This is a genomic window from Hymenobacter negativus (genome assembly GCF_017571495.1).
Lineage (GTDB): Bacteria > Bacteroidota > Bacteroidia > Cytophagales > Hymenobacteraceae > Hymenobacter > Hymenobacter negativus.
Genome location: NZ_JAGETZ010000003.1, coordinates 432690 through 452280 on the forward strand (window position 1 = coordinate 432690; position 19591 = coordinate 452280).

Here is a 19591-nt window from a genome sequence, read left to right on the forward strand (position 1 = left end):
TGCAAAAAAGGCCTTCTGCACGTGCAGAAGGCCTTTTTTGTTTTACAGATTAGCCGTGTTATTGCACTACCACCTGCTTTGCGACTGAGGTAGCTCCAAGCTGCACTCGCAGCGTGTAGATGCCCTTCGCGAGACGGGTAACATCGATAGTGGTGACTGCCCCTGCGGCCGACAACTGGATGTTTTCGCGTACTGCCTGGCCCAGTGTGTTGTATAAAGTTGCTCGGCCGGCTATACCTGCGGCATTAGTAGGTATTGCCACGGTGAAGCTGGAGTGGGCCGGATTGGGATACAGTACCACTTCCACACCTGCTTTCGCAGTGTTGGTGGCCAGGGGACCGGCGGCCGGGCCGAAGCGCAATTGAAAGCGGCTAGCCTGGGCCTGCATCGCCTGCTGGGCCGTCACCGCGAAAGTGTAGCTGGGCCGCTGGTTCAGGTCGATGAGCTGGTTGGTTTGCGCATCGAACAGGTAAGCGACCAGATTAGTGGGCAGATGGAGCAATTGCTCGGCCTTGAGGGTGTAGGTACCAGCGGCCGGCACCCCAATGCTCAGCGGTATCGCGGTGGCTGTTGTAAACTGGTCGCGGCCGTCGATGGCCAGTGCAGGAACTGTAGCGGATGCCGCTGCCAGATTCAGCCCGGTAGAATTGGGCAGTTTCACAGCGTCAAACTGCGAGTCGAGTCCATCCGTAGCGCCGCTTTCGGCATATACAAACACGGCATCAGCGGGGCCGGAAGCGCCTTGCAGCGTTAGCTGCACCAGCGGGCGGGCATCGGCGGTGCCACGGCGGAATGAAACCTGGCTGCCATAGGAAGTCACGCGCTGGCTATTGCGGAAGGCAAGAGTACCGTTGGTCTGGCCCGCACTCACCCGCACAAAAAAGCCCTGGCTGGAGCCGATGAGCGGGTTTCCGCCGCCCACACCGTTGGTGTAGGCGCGGTAGGTACCGTTGTATTGGCTGGTGCTTTCAAACACGTACATGGCACCGTCCAGGTTCGGGCGGTCGGCGGCAGCCACTTGGTTCCAGTCGAGCGGGGCCGGGTAGGGGTTGCCTACCAGGGCCCAGCCGGCATCAGCAGCTGTCGCGCCACTGTTGCGGTCCAGCGACAGGATACGGGTGCCGTTGTTCAGCGTGCCGGCAAAATCAACTTTTTCCGAGGCGGCGATATTCACCGTGTAGCCAATCCCCACAATTAGTGCGCTGTTCGTGCTAATAGGAGAAAACCAGCCTTTGTCAAAAGCGCTGTAATTGTTGGTCGTCGTGGCAAGGCGGCTCTGGTCGTAGCCATACACCGTAGGGAAAGGCGTGACCAAATCGGGCCGGGTACTGTTGTTATAGGCCACATTCAGCACCGGTGCGAAACCGCTCGTGGCCAGGTCGGTTACCGCCGTTGTGGCCACCGGCGAACTGTAGTGCCGGTAGCCCAGGCCGGCATTCATCGAAGGGTCGATGTAGCGCTGCACCAGCGCCGTATTGCCTTGCACCGTGCCCGTGCTGCTGTTTACCACCAGGGCCGTACCCGTGGCGCTGGAAGGCAGAGTCAGCGTCTGGCCATTCAGTACCAGGTTGCCGGCGGCGCCCACCGTGAGCACCTGCATCACGGTTTCGGGGCCGTTCAGGGTCACCGCGTTGGCATTGGTGGTGCTGAGGTTGCGCACCTGCGTCGGCAGGGCCGCACCGGTTACTTGCGCAGCCGTACCGTTGTAGATGTAGCTGGCGTCGTTGCTGAAGCTGCGGGTGCCCGTAAGCCGTACGGAACCCACATTGCCCGTCAGCTCGATGCCAGCTGGGTCGCAGATGCCGAGCGTGCCGCCCGCTTCCAACACAAAGTTGCCGGTCCCCGTCAAGGGCTGACAAGCCGTGAGCAGTGTGCCGCCATTCTGAATCGTTAGAGTTCCCATTACCGTCAGGGTGCCGGTGAGTGTGCCAATACCCGCGCCGCCGGTGGCCGGGCCCGTTACGGTTACGTTGCCGTAGGTGCCGCTCACGTTTTGTGGCGTGCTCACCACGAGGTCGGGCAAGGCCACGAGCTGATTGAGACGCACGCTGACTGAGGCGCTGGCAAAGTTGGCGGCCAGAAAATCCAGGTCGCCGTCGTTGTCTACATCGGCGGTGGCAATTCCATTTGGGTTGGTGCCGGTCAGTACCGTACTGCTGGTGCCAAATACGCCGGTACCATCGTTCAGGCGAACGGTGAGGTTATTGGAGTTAAAGTTCACCACCGACATGTCCAAGTCGCCATCGCCGTCCAGGTCGGCGGCAGAAATACTGCTGGGGCCATTGCCGGTTGGGTATTCGGCCCCGCCAGCAAAAACGCCGCTGCCGTTGTTGAAGCGCACGCTGGCGTTGCTGCTGCCGTAATTAGCGCTCATTATATCCAGGTCGCCGTCGCCATCGAGGTCACCCAGCGACACCCAGCGTGGCTGATTGGCCAGCACTGGGTCTGAGCCTCCGCTGAAAACGCCGTTTCCGTTGTTCAGGCGTACGCTTACCGTGGTGCTACCTACTCCCCAGTTAGCCGTTAGTAGGTCGAAGTCGCCGTCACCGTCAACATCGCCGGTTTGAATATTGAAGGGAAGCGTGCCCACGCTGATGGTTGAGCCCGCGCTGAAGATGCCTGCCCCATTGTTCAGGCGTACTATCACGTTGTTGCTGGCACCATTAGCAACCAGAAAATCCAGGTCACCATCACCATCAACATCGGCCGTGGTGACACTTTGTGGCTGGCTACCCACCACGTAGTCGGCGCTGCCAGTAAAAATGCCACTGCCATTGTTGAAGCGCACGCTCACAGAATTGGCATTGTAATTAGCGGTCAGCAAGTCCAGGTCACCATCGTTGTCGACATCAGCGGTGGCTACACTGCGGGGCTGGCTGCCTACGCTCGGGTTTGAGCCCCCGCCAAAGGTTCCGCTGCCGTTGTTCAACCGCACACTGACTGAAGCACCGCTGAAAGTTGGTGAAAGCAGGTCGAGGTCGCCGTCGTTGTCCACATCAGCTACCGCTACGTTGTATGGACTGCTGCCCACGCTTGGGTCCGAGCCACCGCTGAAGGTTCCGTAGCCTCCCGTAGCGGCGGCCGTGAACTGAAACAGCTGCGGCATTGCCAGTGCTCAATTGGTGCTTTGAGCGGCCGTAGTCACGCTCACTCTTACCGTTTCGCCCGGCCGAAAATCAAGCGATGGAGAAAACGTTAGGGCATCGTTATTTAACGTAACGGTGCCACTGTTGCCCGACCGCAAGCCGCCGCGCTGACTGCTGAAAACCTTAAGAGCCGCCGTGGAGCCTGCGGTCAGGCTCTGACTAAACTGCACTGTAACGGGGCTGGTGCGAACAACGCTGCTCCGGTTAGCCGCTGGCGTTATGGCGCTGATAATGGGCTGGGCCTGGGCTGAAGTGGCTAACAAACTAATCAGGGCCGCAGCAAGACCAAACCCAATAGGGTAGAGGTTTATTCTCATGAAAAAGAAAGGGAAGAATTAAAATAATGTAAGGTAGCAGGCGGCCTTAATATATAATTACTGCAGCGCAGCTGCAATGCTTGCCAGCTCGCCCGCCAATCCGCGCCGCGAGTAGCGCGAGTGGCTCACCGCTGGCAAATCCAGGTTAGGATTGCTACGCCATTGTATTGCCAGGGCGTCCAGCGTTTGCTGCATCAGGGCCGTGTCGGCGTAGGGCAGGGCCTGGCCCGCGCCGCACTCCTGGAGCAGGTTGTCGGCATCGGAGCCGGCCGGGCCCACGCAGAGAATGGGCTTATTGGCCGCCAGGTACTCGAATACCTTGCCCGGCAGAATGCCGAAGTTGCGCGGCACATCCGGAATAGCCATCAGCAGCACCGACGATTCCAGCAGGTATTCCACCGACTTGTCGTGCGGCACGAAGGCAATGAATTCGGTGATGGGCAGCAGGCCCGCCTGTTCAATCTGTCCACGCAGCTGCGCCGAAACCTGGCCCACAAACCGCAGCCGGAAGGGCACCTCGGGGTGAGCGGCGGCACAGGTGGTCACCGCTTTCAGCAGGTTGTCAATGTGATACAGCTCCGTGATGGTGCCGGTGTGCGTGATGCGCAGGCAGTCGGCAGGAGGACAGGAAGCGCCTTTGAAATCAGACTCATCATACCCATTCGGCAGCACATGAAATTTGGCGGATGGCAGCTCCGGCAGCTTGGCCAGAAACAGGCGCTTGGTTTCGGGCGAAGTCACCAGTACAGCGTCGGCCTGGGTGAGCACTTGGCACTCGTAGCGCGCATCGAGCCAGGAGGCCAAAGGCGTGTGGTGCAGGTCTTTGTAGTAATAGATGTCCGTCCAGGGGTCGCGCATGTCGGCCAGCCAGCGCAGGCCGTGGCGTTTCTTCAGCTCCAGGCCGATGAGCTGGGTGGAATGCGGCGGCGAGGAGGTGAGCACGGCGTCGAACTGCTCGCCGGCGGCCAGCAGCTTTTCCACGGCGGCCAGGGCGTGGCGGTTCCAGCCCCGGCGCGGGTCCGGGATGAACAAATTGCCGCGCACGAAGCGCAAGGCCTTCTGCATCAGGCCGGGTTTGCCTTCGTTGGCGAAGCCGCCGTAGGGCACAGCGCGGCCCGTTAGCTTCTTGTAGCTCTCAAATGGCTCCGAAGTCTTCGTGCGAATGACCCGTACACCTGCCGGAACTTCCGCCTGCAGGCTCTCATCGCGCACCGGGTAAGTGCCTTGGTCGGCGTCCACGGTTATCACCGTGGGCTCCACGTTGAAATGCCCAAGGTGCTTCACAAATTTCAGGCAGCGCTGCACGCCGGCTCCGCCCGAAGGTGGCCAATAGTAGGTGATAACAAGCAGACGCAGTGGGCGGGAGAGGGGCACGGGCACGGGCAACAGAAAGCGGGCCGCGAAGGTACGCCCTTTGCCGGTTTTTGGCCTTTTGTGGTTACTTTTGGGGTTCAGTTTCAGCCTGATTCCCGGGGCTTGCCCCGCAGCAAATCAGCTTCATCCGTTCAATCAGCGCTAAATCAGCGATTCATGTTCGATAATCTCTCCACCAAGCTCGACCGGGCCCTCAAAACCCTGAAGGGCCAGGGCAGCATCTCGGAAATCAACGTTGCGTCTACCATCAAGGAAATCCGCCGCGCGCTGGTCGATGCTGACGTTAACTACAAGGTTGCCAAAGATGTAACCGATAAGATTAAGGACGCCGCCATGGGCCGCGACGTGCTCACGGCCGTGTCGCCGGGCCAGCTCATGGTCAAAATCGTCTACGATGAGCTCACCGAGCTCATGGGCGGCGAAAAGAAGGACATTGTCATCAAAGGCGACCCGGCCGTGGTGCTGCTTTCGGGCCTGCAAGGCTCGGGCAAAACCACGTTTGCCGGCAAGCTGGCCAGCTTTATCAAGAAGCAGGGGCGCAATGTGCTGTTGGTGGCTTGCGACGTGTACCGCCCGGCCGCTATCGACCAGCTGAAGGTGCTCGGCGAGCAAATCGGCGTGGAAGTGTACTCGGAAACCGAGAACAAGAACCCGGTTGAAATCTCGCGCAACGCCATCGACTACGCCAAGAAAAACGGCAAGAAGGTGGTCATCATCGACACTGCCGGCCGTCTGGCTGTGGATGAGCAGATGATGCGCGAGATTGAGGCCGTGAAGTCGGCCATCAATCCCAGCGAAACGCTGTTCGTGGTGGACTCCATGACCGGCCAGGATGCTGTGAACACCGCCAAAACCTTTAACGACCGCCTGAATTTCGACGGCGTGGTGCTCACCAAGCTCGACGGCGACTCGCGCGGTGGCGCAGCCCTCAGCATCCGCTCGGTGGTGGAAAAGCCCATCAAGTTCATCTCGACCGGCGAGAAGATGGACGCGCTCGACCTGTTTTATCCCGACCGCATGGCCCAGCGCATCCTGGGCATGGGCGACGTGATTTCGCTGGTAGAACGTGCGCAGCAGCAGTTTGATGAGGACGAAGCCAAGCGTATCAATGCCAAGATTCGGAAGAATCAGTTTAACTTCGACGACTTCCTCTCGCAGCTGGAGCAAATCAAGAAGATGGGCAACATCAAGGACCTGATGGGCATGATTCCGGGGATGAGCAAGGCCATGAAGGACGTTGAAATCGACGACGACGCCTTCAAGCCGGTTGAAGCCATCATCAAGAGCATGACCAAGCAGGAGCGGGCCAACCCGGACATCATTAACGGTTCGCGCAAGAAGCGCCTGGCCAAAGGTTCGGGCACGGACATCCAGCAGGTGAATGCGCTGATGAAGCAGTTTGAAGACATGCGCAAAATGATGCGCACCATGAACAAGCTCAGCCAGACCAAAGGCGGTATGGCTCAAATGCAGAAAATGATGGGCGGCATGAAAGGCGGCCCCGGTGGCATGATGCGCTAAGTCGCGTCGGCACTGAAACGAAAGAAGCGTCCGCACTTCATGTGTGGGCGCTTCTTTCGTTTCGGTAAATTATGGATGATGAAAATGAAATTGATTTTTTGCCTGAATCAGTAAGCTTTACGGAGGAATGTTGAGAATATTTATTGTGCTGGGAATCTTTTGGTTCAATTGTTGTTAGCCTCATCGTGAAAGAATAGTTTTTTAAGGTGTTTTGGTATGGAAAGAGGCGTCCCCTTGGGGCGCCCCTTTTTTTTATGCCTTTGCAAGCGGCGCCTGTAAGGAATTCGGAATGCGGGCGTCAGGCTGGGAAAGGTGCGGGCTGCGGTCCGAAGTACCTTGCAGAGGTTTCCCTTACATTTTGTGGTTTTATGAAGCAGCTTGTTGAAAAGCACCCGCTGGCTATTCGCTGGTTTCACTGGGTCAACTTCCCGGTTCTTGCCCTGATGATTTGGAGCGGGATGTGGATTTACTGGGCCAACGACGTGTACCGCCTTGGCTGGGGCAAAACCACGCTGTTTAAGTTCTTCCCGCAGTCGTTCTACGATGCCTTCCACCTCGACCACAAGCTGGCGCAGGGCATGAGCTGGCACTTCGTGCTGATGTGGGTATTCTTCCTCAATGGCCTTCTGTACGTGCTCTACACGTTGTTTTCGGGCGAATGGCGCTACCTACTGCCCACGCGCCACTCGTTTCGGGAAGCCGTGCTGGTGACGCTCCACGACCTGGGCCTGTACAAGAAGCCGCTGCCGGTGCGCAAGTTCAACGGGGCCCAGCAGATTGCCTACACCAGCGTCATCGTCATGGGCCTGGGGTCGGTGCTGACGGGGCTGGCCATTTACAAGCCGGTGCAGTTTGGCTGGCTCACGCAGGCGCTGGGCGGCTACGAGTTTGCCCGCATCATCCACTTCGCCCTTACTATTGGCTACGTGCTGTTTTTCATCGTGCACATTGCGCAGGTGGCACGGGCGGGCTGGAATAATTTACGGGCCATGGTGGCGGGCTTCGAGATAGAGGAAGTCGACCCCGTCACGCACAAAATCACGGCTGGCCCAACGTCATTGCCCGCGGCAGATTCTTCCCTCACGTCTAATTAACTTATCGATTCGGTATGACTGATAATTCCACCGCGCCGGTTCCGGGCGAAAACGCTCCGGCTAATCCAGAGGCAGAAAAAGCCATGCTGGCGGAAGCCCGCCGCCGCTCGCGCCGCTCGTTTATCACATTGGGGTTGGCTGGGCTGGCGGGCCTTGGCGGCTGGCGCTGGCTCATTTCGCAGCCCGATGATGCCGGGATTCCGCATCCGCTACGCAAGGTACTTGACGCGAACAGCCGGCTGGCCAGTGCCTACTTTAAGGAAACGCGTCTCGCGCCGGAGTTTGCCCGCAGCCGGGCCCGGACCCCGCGCAAGAACGGGGCCTACGGCCTCAAAAGTGAGATAGACCCAGTTGCGTGGCGTATGCGGGTGCAAGGCTATGGCACCGATAAAACCCAGGAGTTCACCTTGGCCGACATCCAAGCGCTGCCCAAAGTGGAGATGGTCACCGAACTAAAGTGCATTGAAGGCTGGAGCATTGTGGTGCATTGGGCTGGGGCGCGGCTGTCTGATTTCCTGGAGCGCTACCCGCTGGCCACGCGCAGCGGCCGTCCCGCCGACCCCCTCAACCCACCCGCCGACCTGGCACCCTACGTGGCCATGCTAACGCCCGATGAGCAATATTATGTGGGCCTCGACATAGCCAGCGCGCTCCATCCGCAAACCCTGCTGTGCTACGAAATGAACGGCGAACCACTGACCGCCGACCACGGCGCACCGCTCCGGCTCGTCACCCCGCTCAAATACGGCATCAAGCATCTCAAGCGCATCGGCACCATCACCTTTGCCGATACGCGCCCCAAAGACTTCTGGGCCGAACTGGGCTACGACTGGGACGCGGGGCATTAGGTGAGTGAGCAACGCATCCAGTAGGCGTTTTGCTCATTCACCTACATTTTAATGTATGACCCGCAGCTCGTAGCGTTCGGGGGCACCGTTGGCGGCGGGAACATGCCAGGCGCCCACGCGGCTTGGGCCGTAGCCCAGGTTAACTTTCACCCACTCGTCGCGGGTGGGCAGCATGGCAATGATTTCCTGTTCCAGTTGGGACAGCTTGCTACGGGAGGTGTCGGTGGTTTGGGGGGCGTCAATTTCGGCTCGGCGCAGGCTTTTTTCTGCTTCCAGATAGGTATTTACTTTTTCTTCCAGCGGAATCAGTGCGGGGTCCAGGTAGTCGAGGTTAGAAGCCATAGTAACGGAACAAGCGGAATTTAAAGGAGGAAATAATGGCCAGGAGCCGGGTTTCAGAACGAGGATTGCCAGGAAAAGATACGGCCTATGGGTGAAGCTCCCTAAGGGGCTGGTTGGGACGGAATGGTGGCCGGGCGGTTGCGCTGGCATTTTTCGCCGCAATATTTTACCTCGTCCCAATTGGCCCGCCACTTTTTACGGTACTCAAATGGCCGGCCGCAGGTAACGCAGATTTTGGTGGGCAACTGGCCTTTGCGCAGTTTGGCAGGTAGCATAATGGGCGAGGCGAAGAGGGATTTTCATTCCAAACGGCCTGCCTACGCACGAAGTTTTGGGTAATTTCGGCCGCCGCCCCGTAAACCGTCGCACCGTTGGCCGTTCTGGTCCGGCCAATCAAGTCCACCTCCTTCCCATGACGACAACCACCGCGCCCGATATCCTGGGTCAAGCCATTCTGGATTACCACCACGGCAACGAGAAAGCTACCGTTACGGTGCACTGCAACGTGGCCGACGACGAGCCCCTGCCCGCGTCCTACTTCTTCCGCACCCTGCTCCAAATGCCGGAATTGGAGCGGCAGGCCCTTGACGAGACCCGGGGCCGTGTGCTCGACCTCGGGGCCGGGGCGGGCTGCCACTCGCTGGAGCTGCAAAGCCGCGGCTTTGAGGTGAAAGCCGTGGATGTATCGGCCGGCGCGGTACAGGTGATGACCGAGCGTGGCGTGCACACCGTTGCGCGTCATGATTTATTTGCCGCCCGCCCTGCTACCGAGCTGCCCTACGACACCATTCTGCTGCTCATGAATGGCCTGGGCCTGACCGGTACCCTCGAAGGCCTCGATAAATTCCTGGCGCATGCCCGCACCTTACTGGCGCCCGATGGCCAGATTCTGGCCACATCTTCTGATGTGCGCTACCTCTACGAGGACGAAGAAGGCGCCCTGATGATTAACCTCAACGGCCCGTACTATGGCGAAGTTGAGTACACGCTGAGCTACCAAGGCCAAAACGGCGAGCCGTTCCCGTGGCTGTTTATTGACGCAGCTCTGCTTAGCGACACAGCTGAAACTGCCGGCTACACGGCCGAGTTCATCGGCGAAGACGACAACGAACAGTACCTTGTCCGGCTGATGCCCCAGGGCGTTTAGTTGTGAAGGGCTTGTTGTGAGTTGTCCGAATTTCTGGCATCAGCACTCGAGTCTAGCAACTGACAACTACCAACTGATAACGAATAACTATGACCAACGCCATTACCTACCGCACCCGCTGGGCCGACATGGACCCGAACGGCCACATGCGCCACTCCGCTTACGCTGACTACGCCGCCGACCAGCGCGTGGTGCTACTTGCCCAGTGGGGCTTCGACTTGAAAAGCTTCGCCCAGCTTCGGTTGGGGCCAATTTTATTCCGCGAAGAAACCAAGTTCATCAAAGAAATTCACATCGGCGAAGAAATCCAGGTTGACAGTCAGCTGGCATCCGTCAGCGAAGATGGCTCGCGCTGGACCATTGTGCACCGCATTTGCAAGGCCGATGGGCGCGTAGCGGCCACCGTTACCGTCGACGGCGCCTGGCTCGACCTCGACCGCCGCAAGCTGACCGTGCCACCAGCCGAGCTGGTTACCGCTTTCGGCAGCATGCCGCGCTACGAGACTCCGGCAGGCTAGCTGAGCTGGAAACGTGCTTATACCTTCCACTCCGGCTAGCTCTTCACCAGCACTTGGCCCGCGGGCCGCAGGGCTTTCGTGATGCGGTCCATCTGCTGCTGATGATGGAGCAAATGGTCGAGCAGAAAATCCATTACCTGGTAAATCGTAATCCGGCCCGAGCGGGGGTGCGGAAAAATGGCCCGGTTGAGCTGCCGGCTCGGAAACTCGTTGAGGATGCGCTCCATCTGGCGGCGCGTGGCCTGCCAGGTCAGGCGCTGCTCGGCCAGTGGCGGCACCTCGCCGGTATCGGTGAGGGTAGCCACGCCGCGCGGAGCCCGGTATTTGAGGCCGGGAATGCGCAGCAGCAGACGGACAAACCGGGCCCGTAACCGTGTGAGCAGGCCTACTTTGGGCAGCAGCTCCTCCGATTGCATCTTCTTCTGGATGTATTGAACGATGTTGCTCTCGATAAAAAGCAAGTGGTGAACCACCTGATTGGCCGACCACTTGCCCGGCACTGGTGCCTTGGCACTATCGGGTTCCAGGGCTTCGGCCGATGCCAGCAGGCGTTCGGTGGCATGCTCCAGTTGTTCGAGCTTGAGGTGAAGGCGGTGGTTCATGGTGGGTGGGAGTGATGAAAGACGAGCTTGTACGAAACAGGGCGTAAAAGGTACAGCAATTCCACCGCTCGTCTGAATAGGCGAGCCATGGTGGTAGCATTGAGCTGCTGCTTCCCGCTGGCAGTTCCTAGCTTTGCCAGGCATGGCCCTCGTTTCTGATATTCTGCGAACTCCGTGGCCGGTCCGCTGGCGGCTGGCACTGGTGCTGGCACTCTACGCCGGTTACCTGCCGCTGAGTGGCTACGGGCCGGGCGATGTCCGGTTCGATGCAGCGCAATATTGGGAGCTGTCGCTCAAATTCACGCAGCACGGCCCATTTTCGCTATTGGCATTCGATGAGCCGGTGCGCGGCTACCTGGGGCCGCTGCTGCTGATGCCGGCGCGCCTGTTGTGTCATTTTATGGGCTGCTCCATGCTGCGCGGGGCGCAGGTGCTGGGAATGGGGTGGGCTGCACTGCTGTTCGGGCTGGCCATTCCACAGCTCTGGGCTCAAGCTACGGGCCGGGGGTTGAGTGGGGGGCGCTGGCTGGTGCTGGTGCTGCTCGGCTTTGTTTTTTGGCGCGACTACTTCAACTTTCCATTAAGCGACATGCCAGCTCTGACGCTGCTGTTGCTGGGGCTGGTGGCGGCTGGCCAGCCAGGCTGGCGCTGGGTTGGCGTAGCGGGCCTGCTACTGGGCGCGGCTATCAATATGCGCCCCATCTACCTGGCCAGTGCCCCGGGCTGGCTGTGGCTGCTGGCTGCTGCAGAAAACAGGCAAATCTGGGCCCGGCGCGGCATGGCGCTGATTGCCGGCATGGCGCTGGTGCTACTGCCCCAGCTGCTCATCAACCTCCGGCATTTCCAACAGCCTACACCGTTGGTACTGGCCCGGCTGCCCGGCGCTACGCCGCTCTACCTCAGGCAACTCGGCTGGGGCACTGCCTTTCAGCGCTACGAAACCAGCCTGATAGCCGAAATTCCCCGCTCACTGGTGTATGCGGATTCAACTGGACAGCAAACCATGACCCGGGAAGTAGGGCCGCGTTTCAATAGCTATGGGCAATACCTGAGCTTTGCCCTGCGCCATCCGTTGCAAACGACCAGTCGCTACTTACACCACTTGTTTAATGGATTGGATATTTGGTTTCCAACGCCTTATCCCACACAGCTGCACCCGCCAGGCCAAACGATGCTGCGCCTGCTGAACTACCTGCTGCTAGGTATCGGGGCCATAACACTACTGACCAGTATTCGGAAGCAACGGCCAGCCTACTCAACTCCAGCGCACTCGGTTGTCCCCGTTCTCCTGGCTCTGCTATTGCCCTGCCTATTGGTACTCCCCGTCCTGATGGAATGCCGCTTCCTCTTGCCGCTGCACCTCTTGCTGCTCACCGTCGTAGCTGGCCGTTGGCAGCCCCTGGCTGGCTGGCGCCGTCTCGGAATACCAGGGCGCCAAGCAGCAGCAGTGGCGCTCGGAGTATGTTGGCTTTGGGGCTGCTGGCAGCTTTCAGAAGCTACGGCTAGTCAGCGGCGGCCGCCAAGTGAGGCACCACAAGAGTAAGAGGTTTGGGAAAGCATAGGCATGCCGCGCGTAACGAAACAGGACAGGTAAAAAGCAAAACGTCCCGCTGGTTGCTACCAGCGGGACGTTTTGTGTAAAATGCGAAGCGTTTACGCTTTGGCGTAGGTTACTTCTTTCACGGCTTTCACCACGCGGGCCACGTTGGGCAGCGAGGCTTCAATGAGCGTGGGGGCATAAGGCAGGGGCACGTCGGCGCAGGTGATGCGGATGACGGGAGCATCAAGATGGTCGAAGGCACGACGCTGCACGATATAGGCCAGCTCGCCCGAGATGCTGGCCAAGGGCCAGGCTTCTTCGATAACCACCATGCGGTTGGTTTTCTTCACTGACTCAATCAGCGTGTCGTAATCAATCGGGCGCACCGAGCGCAGGTCAATTACTTCGGCTTCGATGCCTTCTTTGGCCAGCTCGTCAGCAGCCGCGTAAGCCACCTTCATCATTTTGCCGAAGCTTACCAGCGTCACGTGCTTGCCTTGGCGCACCACGTTGGCTTTGCCAATTTCGAGGATGTATTCTTCTTCGGGCACTTCGCCTTTGTCACCGTACATCAGCTCCGACTCCATAAAGATTACGGGGTCTGGGTCGCGGATGGCGGCTTTCAACAGGCCTTTGGCGTCATAAGGATTTGAGGGAACCACTACTTTCAGGCCGGGCGTGTTGGCGTACCAGTTCTCGAAGTTCTGCGAGTGCTGTGACGACAGCATGCCGGCGTTGCCCGTGGGACCACGGAATACGATGGGGCAGGAGTACTGGCCTCCCGACATCGAATACAGCTTAGCGGCTGAGTTAATCACCTGGTCGATAGCAACCAGCGAGAAGTTGAAGGTCATGAATTCAATGACCGGGATGAGGCCGTTGGCCGCTGCACCTACGCCAATACCGGCAAAACCCAGCTCGGCAATCGGGGTGTCAATTACGCGCTCCGGGCCGAACTCATCGAGCATGCCCTGGCTCACTTTGTAGGCGCCGTTGTACTCGGCCACTTCTTCGCCCATCAGGAACACCCGCGGGTCGCGGCGCATTTCCTCGGACAAGGCCTCGCGCAAGGCCTCACGGAATTGAATTTGACGCATGATTTTCGTTAGGTAAAAACCGGTTTTCAGCCGTTTGGCAAAGCTACGACAGGGCCGGGCGTTGGGCAAATAATAGGGCAGGAGGGATTTTGGGCAGAAGAGCGTTTGGGGGCAGAAGGGTAAGAGGATGCTAAATGCTCCACATCCTCTTACCCTTCTGCCCCAAACGCTCTTGCTTACTTAAGCGCTTCTCTAAATACTTTGCCTTGGGCATAGTCCTGAAACTCCAGGTCTTCCACGGCGCGCTGGGCATATCGGCGGTCGAGGGCCACAGCTTGCTTGAGGAAATTGCCCACCGCGCCCTCGTTGCTTTGGCGGGCAGCCACCACGGCCATGCCGTAAATGGGCGCGGCGGCAGTTGGCCGCAGTGCCTGGGCGGCGCGGTACTGCTCTAGGGCTAGGTCGTAGTGCTCACGGTTTACTTCTATCAGGGCGCGGTTCAGATAGTTCTGGTAGCTGGGACCGGCGTATTGCAGGCTGCGCAGGGCCTCATCGGCCTGGCCAACTTCGATTTCCAGCGCGGCGCGGTCGGAGAAAATTTTGCGGAGCAGCGGACGCGGGCCACCCAGCTTGATGGCGTAGTCGTAGTTCTGGAGGGCTTCGAGACGGTCGCCGGCGCGGTGGTAAGCCGTGGCTGCGTGGTAGAAGAATTCGGCCGTGGGGTTGCGGTGGGCCGCCAGGGTGAAGTTGACCGCGGCCCGGCGGTAATAAGCCTGCTGAATTTTGAGCGAGGGCTCTTTCTCGGCGCGTTGCAGCAGCACTACGCCTAGGTTGTGAAAGGCTTCCCAGCTATTGGTATTGGCGGCGGCCACTTCATAGATGCGCTGTTTCTCGGCCAGCAGCGGCGTGAGCGTGGCCGAATAGCGCAACTCTTCGGGCGTAAGGGCATCGGATTCAATCTGCTTTTCCACAATTTTTTTCGAGAGCAGATACACTTCCGAATCGTAGCGCTTGGGAGCCGTGTAGGTCACGGCCACGGTGCCGAAGCGCAGCACCGGATAGATGTACTGCTCGATGTAGTCGAATGCGGAAAGCTGGTGCAGCGCCTTTTCCTTCTGCTCAAAAGTGCCCTTGGTGTCGTTGATAATGGTCACAACGGAATCAATCTGGTCGGCCTTCAGCGCGGAGGTCGTGACCTTTTGCAGGAAGGTGTCCCACTTGCGCACGTAGGCAAGGGTGTCGTAGCGAATGTTCTCGTTCTTATTCAGATACGAGAAGGTTTTCACGCGCTGCTTGTAGTAATAAAGCAGCATGCGCACGCGTTTGCTGGCCAGCAGGCGATTGTGGGCATCGGCCGAGTCGGGCGAATGACCGGCGATGATGAGCACCTGCTTGGTTTGCTGATTGGCGTCGATAAGGTCTTCAAGAGCTGCTACATTGGTGCCGAGGTAGCCCCGGATAAACCATTTGTCCTCATCGAAGAAGAAGGGCAACACGCGGGTGCCGCTCATGTTGTTGCTGGCGTGCTCGGGCAGGAGCGTGAGCACGGTGTCTTCGCGGGTGACGAGGCGGGCCGGGTCGGCGATGCCACGAGCCACGCGCAGGTCATCAGCGGAGCGTAGAACTTTGCCGTTTTGCTTCAGTTCGCGCACTTGGCCGTGGGCCAGCAGTTCGCCGGGGTTGCGGCTGGGCGTGTTGGGGATGGTGAACTTTTGGGTGGCCAGCAACTGGCCTTTGTGCTCGTCGTCGTACACAAAATTGCCCGTTGTGAAGGTGATGCGGCCCAAGGTGTCTTCGCGCAGGCCGTGCTCGTAGCGGTAGCGCAGCAGCAGTTCGTAAGCCACGCCTTTGTGCAGGTGGACCGCAGGAACACGGGCCACTACCTCAAAAGGTACGGCTTCGCCCGAGGCGGTGAGCGGTGTGGGGCGTGCCACCACCGTGCGGCCCTCTTCGGCCTGCTTTAGCACCCGCGGCAAAGCGCAGGACGAGACTAACAAGGTGGTGGCCAGTAGCCAGAAGGCCAGGGGCCGCAAAAAAATAATCATCAAATAGCGTCGCGCAGGAAAACAAAATCCAGCCTTATAAACGTAAAAGCCATTCAAATAGCCGGGACTGGACCGGCGAAATTACGCCGCTGCGCTTGCCATCGCCTCCCAAAAGCGTTATCTTAGCCCAGAGAAACTGTTTTCCCGTTAGCCGCTACCGCCCATGAAACGCTTTACCGACTATCTAGAAACGCAGTCTTTTGGCCTTTGCTCGGCCCTGGCGCAGAAGTGGGGTTTCAGCACGCGTAGCGTTCGGCTCTCGTTTGTATATGCGTCGTTTTTCACGTTTGGCTCACCCATCGTGCTGTACTTCGCCGGTGCTTTCTGGATGAATGTGCGGCGTGCCATGCGCCAACAGCGCAGCACGGTTTGGGATTTGTAGCCGGTTTGCTTGTCATTGCGGGCGTAGTATGGTAGCAAGGCCTTTCTATTAAGGCATTTGCAGTTGTTTCTGTGAAAAAAATGATTTCAAAAGGAAGCCCCGGCACTAAGCAGTGCCGGGGCTTCTTGCGTCTTAGTCTTATTTTGCCCTATTTGCTTTGGAAGGAAATCCACTGCATTCTGCTTACAGTAAGCAGATGGCGTTATTTCAATTCTAACTCGCTGAATTTGCGCTTGCCCCGGGCAAAATAGGCCCAGACCAGACTGCCGTTGTATACGCCAGTCCGCTCGGCTGTGCGCAAATGTGGCCGGGCCGCCCTGCGCTGCTTGCGCCAATAGCCAAAGCTGCGATAGAAGCTGAAGTGGGCCCGTAGCACTGCCCAGAAATTTCCCAGCTCTCCCGCAACCAAAAACCGCAGGCCGGCGACACCATCCAGCACCAGGCGCTGGAACATGGGGCCGTATAGCTCGCTGGGCGCAGCATTTTTGTAGAGGAGAGCCAAGCCGTTGCGGAAGTTTAAATAGGTTTTGCGGGGGTTGGTTTTGGGCAGCGTGCCGCCGCCAACGTGCTGCACGGCGCTGCTGCCGTGGTACCATACTTCATGGCCGGCGTTCTGGAGGCGCCAGCAGAAGTCGATTTCCTCCATATGGGCGAAAAAAGCCGGTTCCAGGCCATTAAGGGCTTGCCAGGCAGAGCGACGCACCAGCAGGCAGGCACCGCTGGCCCAGGCCACGGGGCGGGCATCGTTGTATTGGCCCTGGTCTTTTTCGAGGGTATCGAACAGTCGGCCCCGGCAGAAGGGGTAGGCCAGCCGGTCGAGGTAGCCGCCACCGGCGCCAGCATGTTCAAAATAAGAAGGGTCGGCGTGGGCCAGTATCTTGGGCTGGACGGCGGCAATGCGCGGGTTGATTTCGAGCAGGTTGCGCAGGGGGCGGAGCCAGCCGAGCGTTACTTCCACGTCGGAGTTCAGAAGCACAAAAAACTCGCTGTCGACCTGGGCCAGTGCCTGGTTGTAGCCTTCGCAGAACCCAAAGTTGCGGTCGAGCAGCAGTAGCTCGACCAAGGGAAAGTCGCGGGCCAGCAGCTCCACCGAGTCGTCAGTTGAGGCATTGTCGGCCACAATCACCCGGGCCCCGTCGGCGTGGGTCAGCACACCGGGTAGGAATTGGTGCAGGAATTTGGCCCCGTTCCAGTTCAGGATAACAATGGCCACATCGGCGCACACGCCTTGCGGCTTTAATGGCTTTGATGAGGAATGAGGAGTGGGAAATGAGGAATTCTCTTCATCTAATCCGTTGCTGGCTTTCATTCGTTTTGACCTCCGTTCTTCATGCTCATTCTTCATTCCTCATCAGGCGTGGCGCCTAGGCCCCAAAGCCGCTCAAGTCGAGACCTGGCACGTTGGGCATGAGGCCACTGGTTTTGCGCTGAAGCTCCTGGCGGGCCAGCTCGGCGGCTTCGTCGAGGGCTTTGTTTACAGCGGCTACTACGAGGTCGGCCAGCATGTCGCGGTCCTGCGGGGTGAGCAGGGTTTCGTCGATTTCGAGCTTAAGGAGCTTGCGGTGGCCGCTAGCGGTGGCACGGACTAGGCCACCCCCGGCCTCGCCGGTAGCGGTAATGTGTTGAATTTCCTGCTGGGCCTGCTGCATTTTGTCTTGCAGCTCTTTCACTTTGCCCATCATGCCGGTGATGTCGAATGCCATTTTATCTGATTAGTTATACAGTTATCGGTGAGCAGTGAACAAGCGAGCTGCCCAAAAGTGCGCCCTCGCGCCCGATGAGGACGCGAAAAGGAGCCTGACGGTTGGTTTTAGCCGCTATTTATTTCAAAATCGTGACCGTGCCCGTGAGCGAAAATGGCGTGCCATCCTCGTTGTTTTGCTGAAAGCGCCACACATAGGCACCCAGCACGGGGGCATGGCCCTTGATGGTGCCATCCCAGGTTTCGCTGCGCTGGGTGCCGCGAAACACCTCCTGGCCGTTGCGGTCTACCACCACAAAGGTGTAGTTATTTAAGTACTTGCCCTTTATTTCCAGCACGTCATTCAGGCCGTCGCTATTCGGCGTGAAGGCGGTGGGAATGGTGAGCGTGAGCCGGCGCGTGACATTGGCCCGGTTCGAATAGCTGAACGTGTCGGGCGGCAGTCCCGCCCCACTGATTTGCAGGCGGTAGCGCGCCACCTGGCGGTTGGTGGGCGGGGTAAGGTCGGTGTAGGTGTTACCGGTAACCACCACGGAGCGAGGCAGCACGGTGCCATCGGCCGCGAGGCGTTGGAGCGTGTAGGTGACTGGCTGTGTTGGGTCGGGGCCGACGAAGGGCGTCCAGGTGAGGGTAATGGTGCTACCGTCGGGGTCGGCAGGGCGGGCCGAGAGCAGGGCCGGGCAGGTGCTGGGACTGGCGAGGGAGGTATTACCGCACACATCAGACTGGCGGACCGAGTAGCACGGCGGGTTGGCGAGCAGGTCGGCCAGCATCATGGTAGAGTCGCGCAACAACCGCGCGTTGGTGACCGGGTTGAAATTGGCTGTCTGGGCACCCGCGGTGCGGCTATACACTAGTGAACTGCCCGTTGGGAGGCCAGCAGTAGCAAGCAGGGGCGTCAGCTCCACCACATCATTTGCGTTGAAACTGGCCACTAGGCGCGGTTGCGGGGGCAGCAGCGAAGATACTGTCGTAATGCTGACTTCATTGGAAATAGCCCGGCCGCCACCCGGCTGGAGGGATGTAACCACATACTTGTAGGTGCTGCCACATTGCACGTCCGCATCCTCCAGCCCACCCAAGATGGTGGTGAAGGTCGTCAAGGGCTGGTCATTGCGGGTGACGGTGTAGGGGCCAGCGGCACCCGTGAGTAGCAATTGGTTGCGATTATCGGCCGAAGTCCCGGTCAGGCTCAGGGTACCTATGCTGTTTGAGGGTAGGGGGCTAGTGCCACAGGCATCGTTGCTGAAAATACGGTAGCTGCCAGCTGAAGCACGGGGAAGGCTGACGGTTGGTGTGCCCGGGGTGATGGTGACGCCGGGAACGTCGGTGAACGGGCCCCCGGCAGCGGGCTGAAACTGCAGGGTGTAGCGGTAGCCTGCCAGCAGTCCGCCGATGGTCAGGGTAGCGGCCCCGCCGGGGAGTGGTGACTGCAACGCCAAGCTGGTAAACTGAGCTGGCGCGGCTGGTGCAATGCTACTAATAGGCTGAGAGGCAGAGCCCGTACAGGTGCCAAGGGCAGTGTAGCGCCCGGTAACGACTACGGTATTAGCCCCACCCATTGGCATAGTCTCGGGCGCATTGCGCGTAATAGCTCGGATGAGAGTTCCTACCTGTACTTCGTAGCTGTCATAGGCAGCATCTGTAAGAGTAACCTGCACGTTGCCAGTGGGGCAGGGTGCAATGGTGAACGTGGGCGGCGGGGTGGCATAAACCCGGAAATTGCGGATGTTATAGCGTGAACCTCCAAGATTAATAGCGCCATCAGGAGGCTCATTGGACAGTTCCGACACCGTTACCATCCCAACATCAGCTGCGGTCGGCGTATAGGTGTAAGGGGCTGCGTTAGGAGGTTGGCAGCTAGGGGAGTAGGTTATGTCAGTGCCGCGCAGAACGCCATAATAGACAGGGGGGGTAGGGGTAACTCTACGGCCGGGACAAGGCAAAAAATGCACTGGTTGCCCTACGCAAAAAGC

18 protein-coding genes are annotated in these 19591 nt (G+C 59.1%); 7 read left to right on the forward strand and 11 right to left on the reverse strand.

What is annotated here, in order from left to right; genetic code table 11:
- Nucleotides 1-58 precede the first annotated feature (58 nt).
- The 3 genes from J4E00_RS08640 to J4E00_RS08650 are packed head-to-tail and all read right to left on the reverse strand — an operon-like array spanning nucleotide 59 to nucleotide 4843.
- A complete protein-coding gene (locus tag J4E00_RS08640; protein WP_208174738.1) occupies nucleotides 59-3106 on the reverse strand; it encodes a T9SS type A sorting domain-containing protein in 3048 nt (1015 codons plus the stop codon).
- A gap of 9 nt (nucleotides 3107-3115) precedes the next feature.
- Complete coding sequence (locus tag J4E00_RS08645; protein WP_208174739.1) at nucleotides 3116-3463, reverse strand: Ig-like domain-containing protein; 348 nt, start codon at nucleotides 3461-3463, stop codon at nucleotides 3116-3118.
- A gap of 57 nt (nucleotides 3464-3520) precedes the next feature.
- Nucleotides 3521-4843, reverse strand: a complete 1323-nt coding sequence (locus tag J4E00_RS08650) for a glycosyltransferase family 4 protein (protein ID WP_317196603.1) — start codon at nucleotides 4841-4843, stop codon at nucleotides 3521-3523.
- 150 nt (nucleotides 4844-4993) lie between these two features.
- Between J4E00_RS08650 and ffh the strand changes: the two genes are divergently transcribed.
- The 3 genes from ffh to J4E00_RS08665 all read left to right on the forward strand — a co-directional run bounded on the left by ffh (nucleotide 4994) and on the right by J4E00_RS08665 (nucleotide 8300).
- Nucleotides 4994-6358, forward strand: a complete 1365-nt coding sequence (ffh, locus tag J4E00_RS08655) for a signal recognition particle protein (protein WP_208174740.1) — start codon at nucleotides 4994-4996, stop codon at nucleotides 6356-6358.
- A gap of 368 nt (nucleotides 6359-6726) precedes the next feature.
- Nucleotides 6727-7452, forward strand: coding sequence for a cytochrome b/b6 domain-containing protein (locus J4E00_RS08660; protein WP_208174741.1), 726 nt, complete (start codon nucleotides 6727-6729; stop codon nucleotides 7450-7452).
- 14 nt (nucleotides 7453-7466) lie between these two features.
- Nucleotides 7467-8300: a molybdopterin-dependent oxidoreductase gene (locus J4E00_RS08665; RefSeq protein ID WP_208174742.1), complete on the forward strand. Its 834-nt coding sequence runs from the start codon at nucleotides 7467-7469 to the stop codon at nucleotides 8298-8300.
- 48 nt (nucleotides 8301-8348) lie between these two features.
- On the opposite strand, the gene J4E00_RS08670 is transcribed toward J4E00_RS08665, so the two are convergent.
- Together J4E00_RS08670 and J4E00_RS08675 are read right to left on the reverse strand one after the other, a co-directional pair.
- On the reverse strand, nucleotides 8349-8642 hold the full coding sequence (locus J4E00_RS08670; protein ID WP_208174743.1) for a hypothetical protein: 294 nt from the start codon (nucleotides 8640-8642) through the stop codon (nucleotides 8349-8351).
- 101 nt (nucleotides 8643-8743) lie between these two features.
- Entirely contained in the window at nucleotides 8744-8917 is a 174-nt protein-coding gene (locus J4E00_RS08675) for a DUF2256 domain-containing protein (protein WP_208174744.1), read from the reverse strand.
- Between the two features lie 137 nt (nucleotides 8918-9054).
- Here J4E00_RS08675 and J4E00_RS08680 point away from each other — a divergent pair, with 137 nt between their 5' ends.
- Together J4E00_RS08680 and J4E00_RS08685 are read left to right on the forward strand one after the other, a co-directional pair.
- A complete protein-coding gene (locus J4E00_RS08680) occupies nucleotides 9055-9789 on the forward strand; it encodes a class I SAM-dependent methyltransferase (protein ID WP_208174745.1) in 735 nt (244 codons plus the stop codon).
- An 89-nt stretch (nucleotides 9790-9878) separates the two neighbouring features.
- Nucleotides 9879-10307 carry an acyl-CoA thioesterase gene (locus J4E00_RS08685; protein WP_208174746.1) on the forward strand — a complete coding sequence of 143 codons (429 nt, stop codon included), beginning with the start codon at nucleotides 9879-9881 and terminating at the stop codon, nucleotides 10305-10307.
- Between the two features lie 35 nt (nucleotides 10308-10342).
- On the opposite strand, the gene J4E00_RS08690 is transcribed toward J4E00_RS08685, so the two are convergent.
- Nucleotides 10343-10909, reverse strand: coding sequence for a DinB family protein (locus tag J4E00_RS08690; RefSeq protein ID WP_208174747.1), 567 nt, complete (start codon nucleotides 10907-10909; stop codon nucleotides 10343-10345).
- Between the two features lie 142 nt (nucleotides 10910-11051).
- Between J4E00_RS08690 and J4E00_RS08695 the strand changes: the two genes are divergently transcribed.
- On the forward strand, nucleotides 11052-12452 hold the full coding sequence (locus tag J4E00_RS08695) for a hypothetical protein (RefSeq protein ID WP_208174748.1): 1401 nt from the start codon (nucleotides 11052-11054) through the stop codon (nucleotides 12450-12452).
- 110 nt (nucleotides 12453-12562) lie between these two features.
- Here J4E00_RS08695 and J4E00_RS08700 read toward each other — a convergent pair whose 3' ends face one another.
- Together J4E00_RS08700 and J4E00_RS08705 are read right to left on the reverse strand one after the other, a co-directional pair.
- Nucleotides 12563-13546, reverse strand: a complete 984-nt coding sequence (locus J4E00_RS08700) for a pyruvate dehydrogenase complex E1 component subunit beta (RefSeq protein WP_208174749.1) — start codon at nucleotides 13544-13546, stop codon at nucleotides 12563-12565.
- A 176-nt stretch (nucleotides 13547-13722) separates the two neighbouring features.
- Nucleotides 13723-15531 carry a tetratricopeptide repeat protein gene (locus J4E00_RS08705; RefSeq protein ID WP_208174750.1) on the reverse strand — a complete coding sequence of 603 codons (1809 nt, stop codon included), beginning with the start codon at nucleotides 15529-15531 and terminating at the stop codon, nucleotides 13723-13725.
- A 163-nt stretch (nucleotides 15532-15694) separates the two neighbouring features.
- Between J4E00_RS08705 and J4E00_RS08710 the strand changes: the two genes are divergently transcribed.
- The gene (locus tag J4E00_RS08710; RefSeq protein WP_046242767.1) at nucleotides 15695-15913 is read left to right on the forward strand and encodes a PspC domain-containing protein; all 219 of its coding nucleotides are present in this window, start codon (nucleotides 15695-15697) and stop codon (nucleotides 15911-15913) included.
- A gap of 202 nt (nucleotides 15914-16115) precedes the next feature.
- On the opposite strand, the gene J4E00_RS08715 is transcribed toward J4E00_RS08710, so the two are convergent.
- From J4E00_RS08715 to J4E00_RS29995, 3 genes are all read right to left on the reverse strand, one after another.
- On the reverse strand, nucleotides 16116-17222 hold the full coding sequence (locus tag J4E00_RS08715) for a glycosyltransferase family 2 protein (RefSeq protein WP_208174751.1): 1107 nt from the start codon (nucleotides 17220-17222) through the stop codon (nucleotides 16116-16118).
- A 55-nt stretch (nucleotides 17223-17277) separates the two neighbouring features.
- Complete coding sequence (locus J4E00_RS08720) at nucleotides 17278-17616, reverse strand: YbaB/EbfC family nucleoid-associated protein (RefSeq protein WP_208174752.1); 339 nt, start codon at nucleotides 17614-17616, stop codon at nucleotides 17278-17280.
- A gap of 118 nt (nucleotides 17617-17734) precedes the next feature.
- Nucleotides 17735-19276, reverse strand: coding sequence for a gliding motility-associated C-terminal domain-containing protein (locus tag J4E00_RS29995; protein WP_208174753.1), 1542 nt, complete (start codon nucleotides 19274-19276; stop codon nucleotides 17735-17737).
- Between the last annotated feature and the right edge of the window lie 315 nt (nucleotides 19277-19591).

Excerpts from the sequence above, each read along its gene's own strand:
- J4E00_RS08660 (WP_208174741.1), top strand. The coding sequence starts at position 6,727 with ATGAAGCAGCTTGTTGAAAAGCACCCGCTGGCTATTCGCTGGTTTCAC.
- J4E00_RS08675 (WP_208174744.1), bottom strand. The coding sequence starts at position 8,917 with ATGCTACCTGCCAAACTGCGCAAAGGCCAGTTGCCCACCAAAATCTGC.
- J4E00_RS08670 (WP_208174743.1), bottom strand. The coding sequence starts at position 8,642 with ATGGCTTCTAACCTCGACTACCTGGACCCCGCACTGATTCCGCTGGAA.
- J4E00_RS08695 (WP_208174748.1), top strand. The coding sequence starts at position 11,052 with ATGGCCCTCGTTTCTGATATTCTGCGAACTCCGTGGCCGGTCCGCTGG.
- J4E00_RS08685 (WP_208174746.1), top strand. The coding sequence starts at position 9,879 with ATGACCAACGCCATTACCTACCGCACCCGCTGGGCCGACATGGACCCG.
- J4E00_RS08640 (WP_208174738.1), bottom strand. The coding sequence starts at position 3,106 with ATGCCGCAGCTGTTTCAGTTCACGGCCGCCGCTACGGGAGGCTACGGA.
- ffh (WP_208174740.1), top strand. The coding sequence starts at position 4,994 with ATGTTCGATAATCTCTCCACCAAGCTCGACCGGGCCCTCAAAACCCTG.
- J4E00_RS08700 (WP_208174749.1), bottom strand. The coding sequence starts at position 13,546 with ATGCGTCAAATTCAATTCCGTGAGGCCTTGCGCGAGGCCTTGTCCGAG.
- J4E00_RS08710 (WP_046242767.1), top strand. The coding sequence starts at position 15,695 with ATGAAACGCTTTACCGACTATCTAGAAACGCAGTCTTTTGGCCTTTGC.
- J4E00_RS08705 (WP_208174750.1), bottom strand. The coding sequence starts at position 15,531 with ATGATTATTTTTTTGCGGCCCCTGGCCTTCTGGCTACTGGCCACCACC.
- J4E00_RS08715 (WP_208174751.1), bottom strand. The coding sequence starts at position 17,222 with ATGAAAGCCAGCAACGGATTAGATGAAGAGAATTCCTCATTTCCCACT.
- J4E00_RS08720 (WP_208174752.1), bottom strand. The coding sequence starts at position 17,616 with ATGGCATTCGACATCACCGGCATGATGGGCAAAGTGAAAGAGCTGCAA.
- J4E00_RS08680 (WP_208174745.1), top strand. The coding sequence starts at position 9,055 with ATGACGACAACCACCGCGCCCGATATCCTGGGTCAAGCCATTCTGGAT.
- J4E00_RS08645 (WP_208174739.1), bottom strand. The coding sequence starts at position 3,463 with ATGAGAATAAACCTCTACCCTATTGGGTTTGGTCTTGCTGCGGCCCTG.
- J4E00_RS08690 (WP_208174747.1), bottom strand. The coding sequence starts at position 10,909 with ATGAACCACCGCCTTCACCTCAAGCTCGAACAACTGGAGCATGCCACC.
- J4E00_RS08665 (WP_208174742.1), top strand. The coding sequence starts at position 7,467 with ATGACTGATAATTCCACCGCGCCGGTTCCGGGCGAAAACGCTCCGGCT.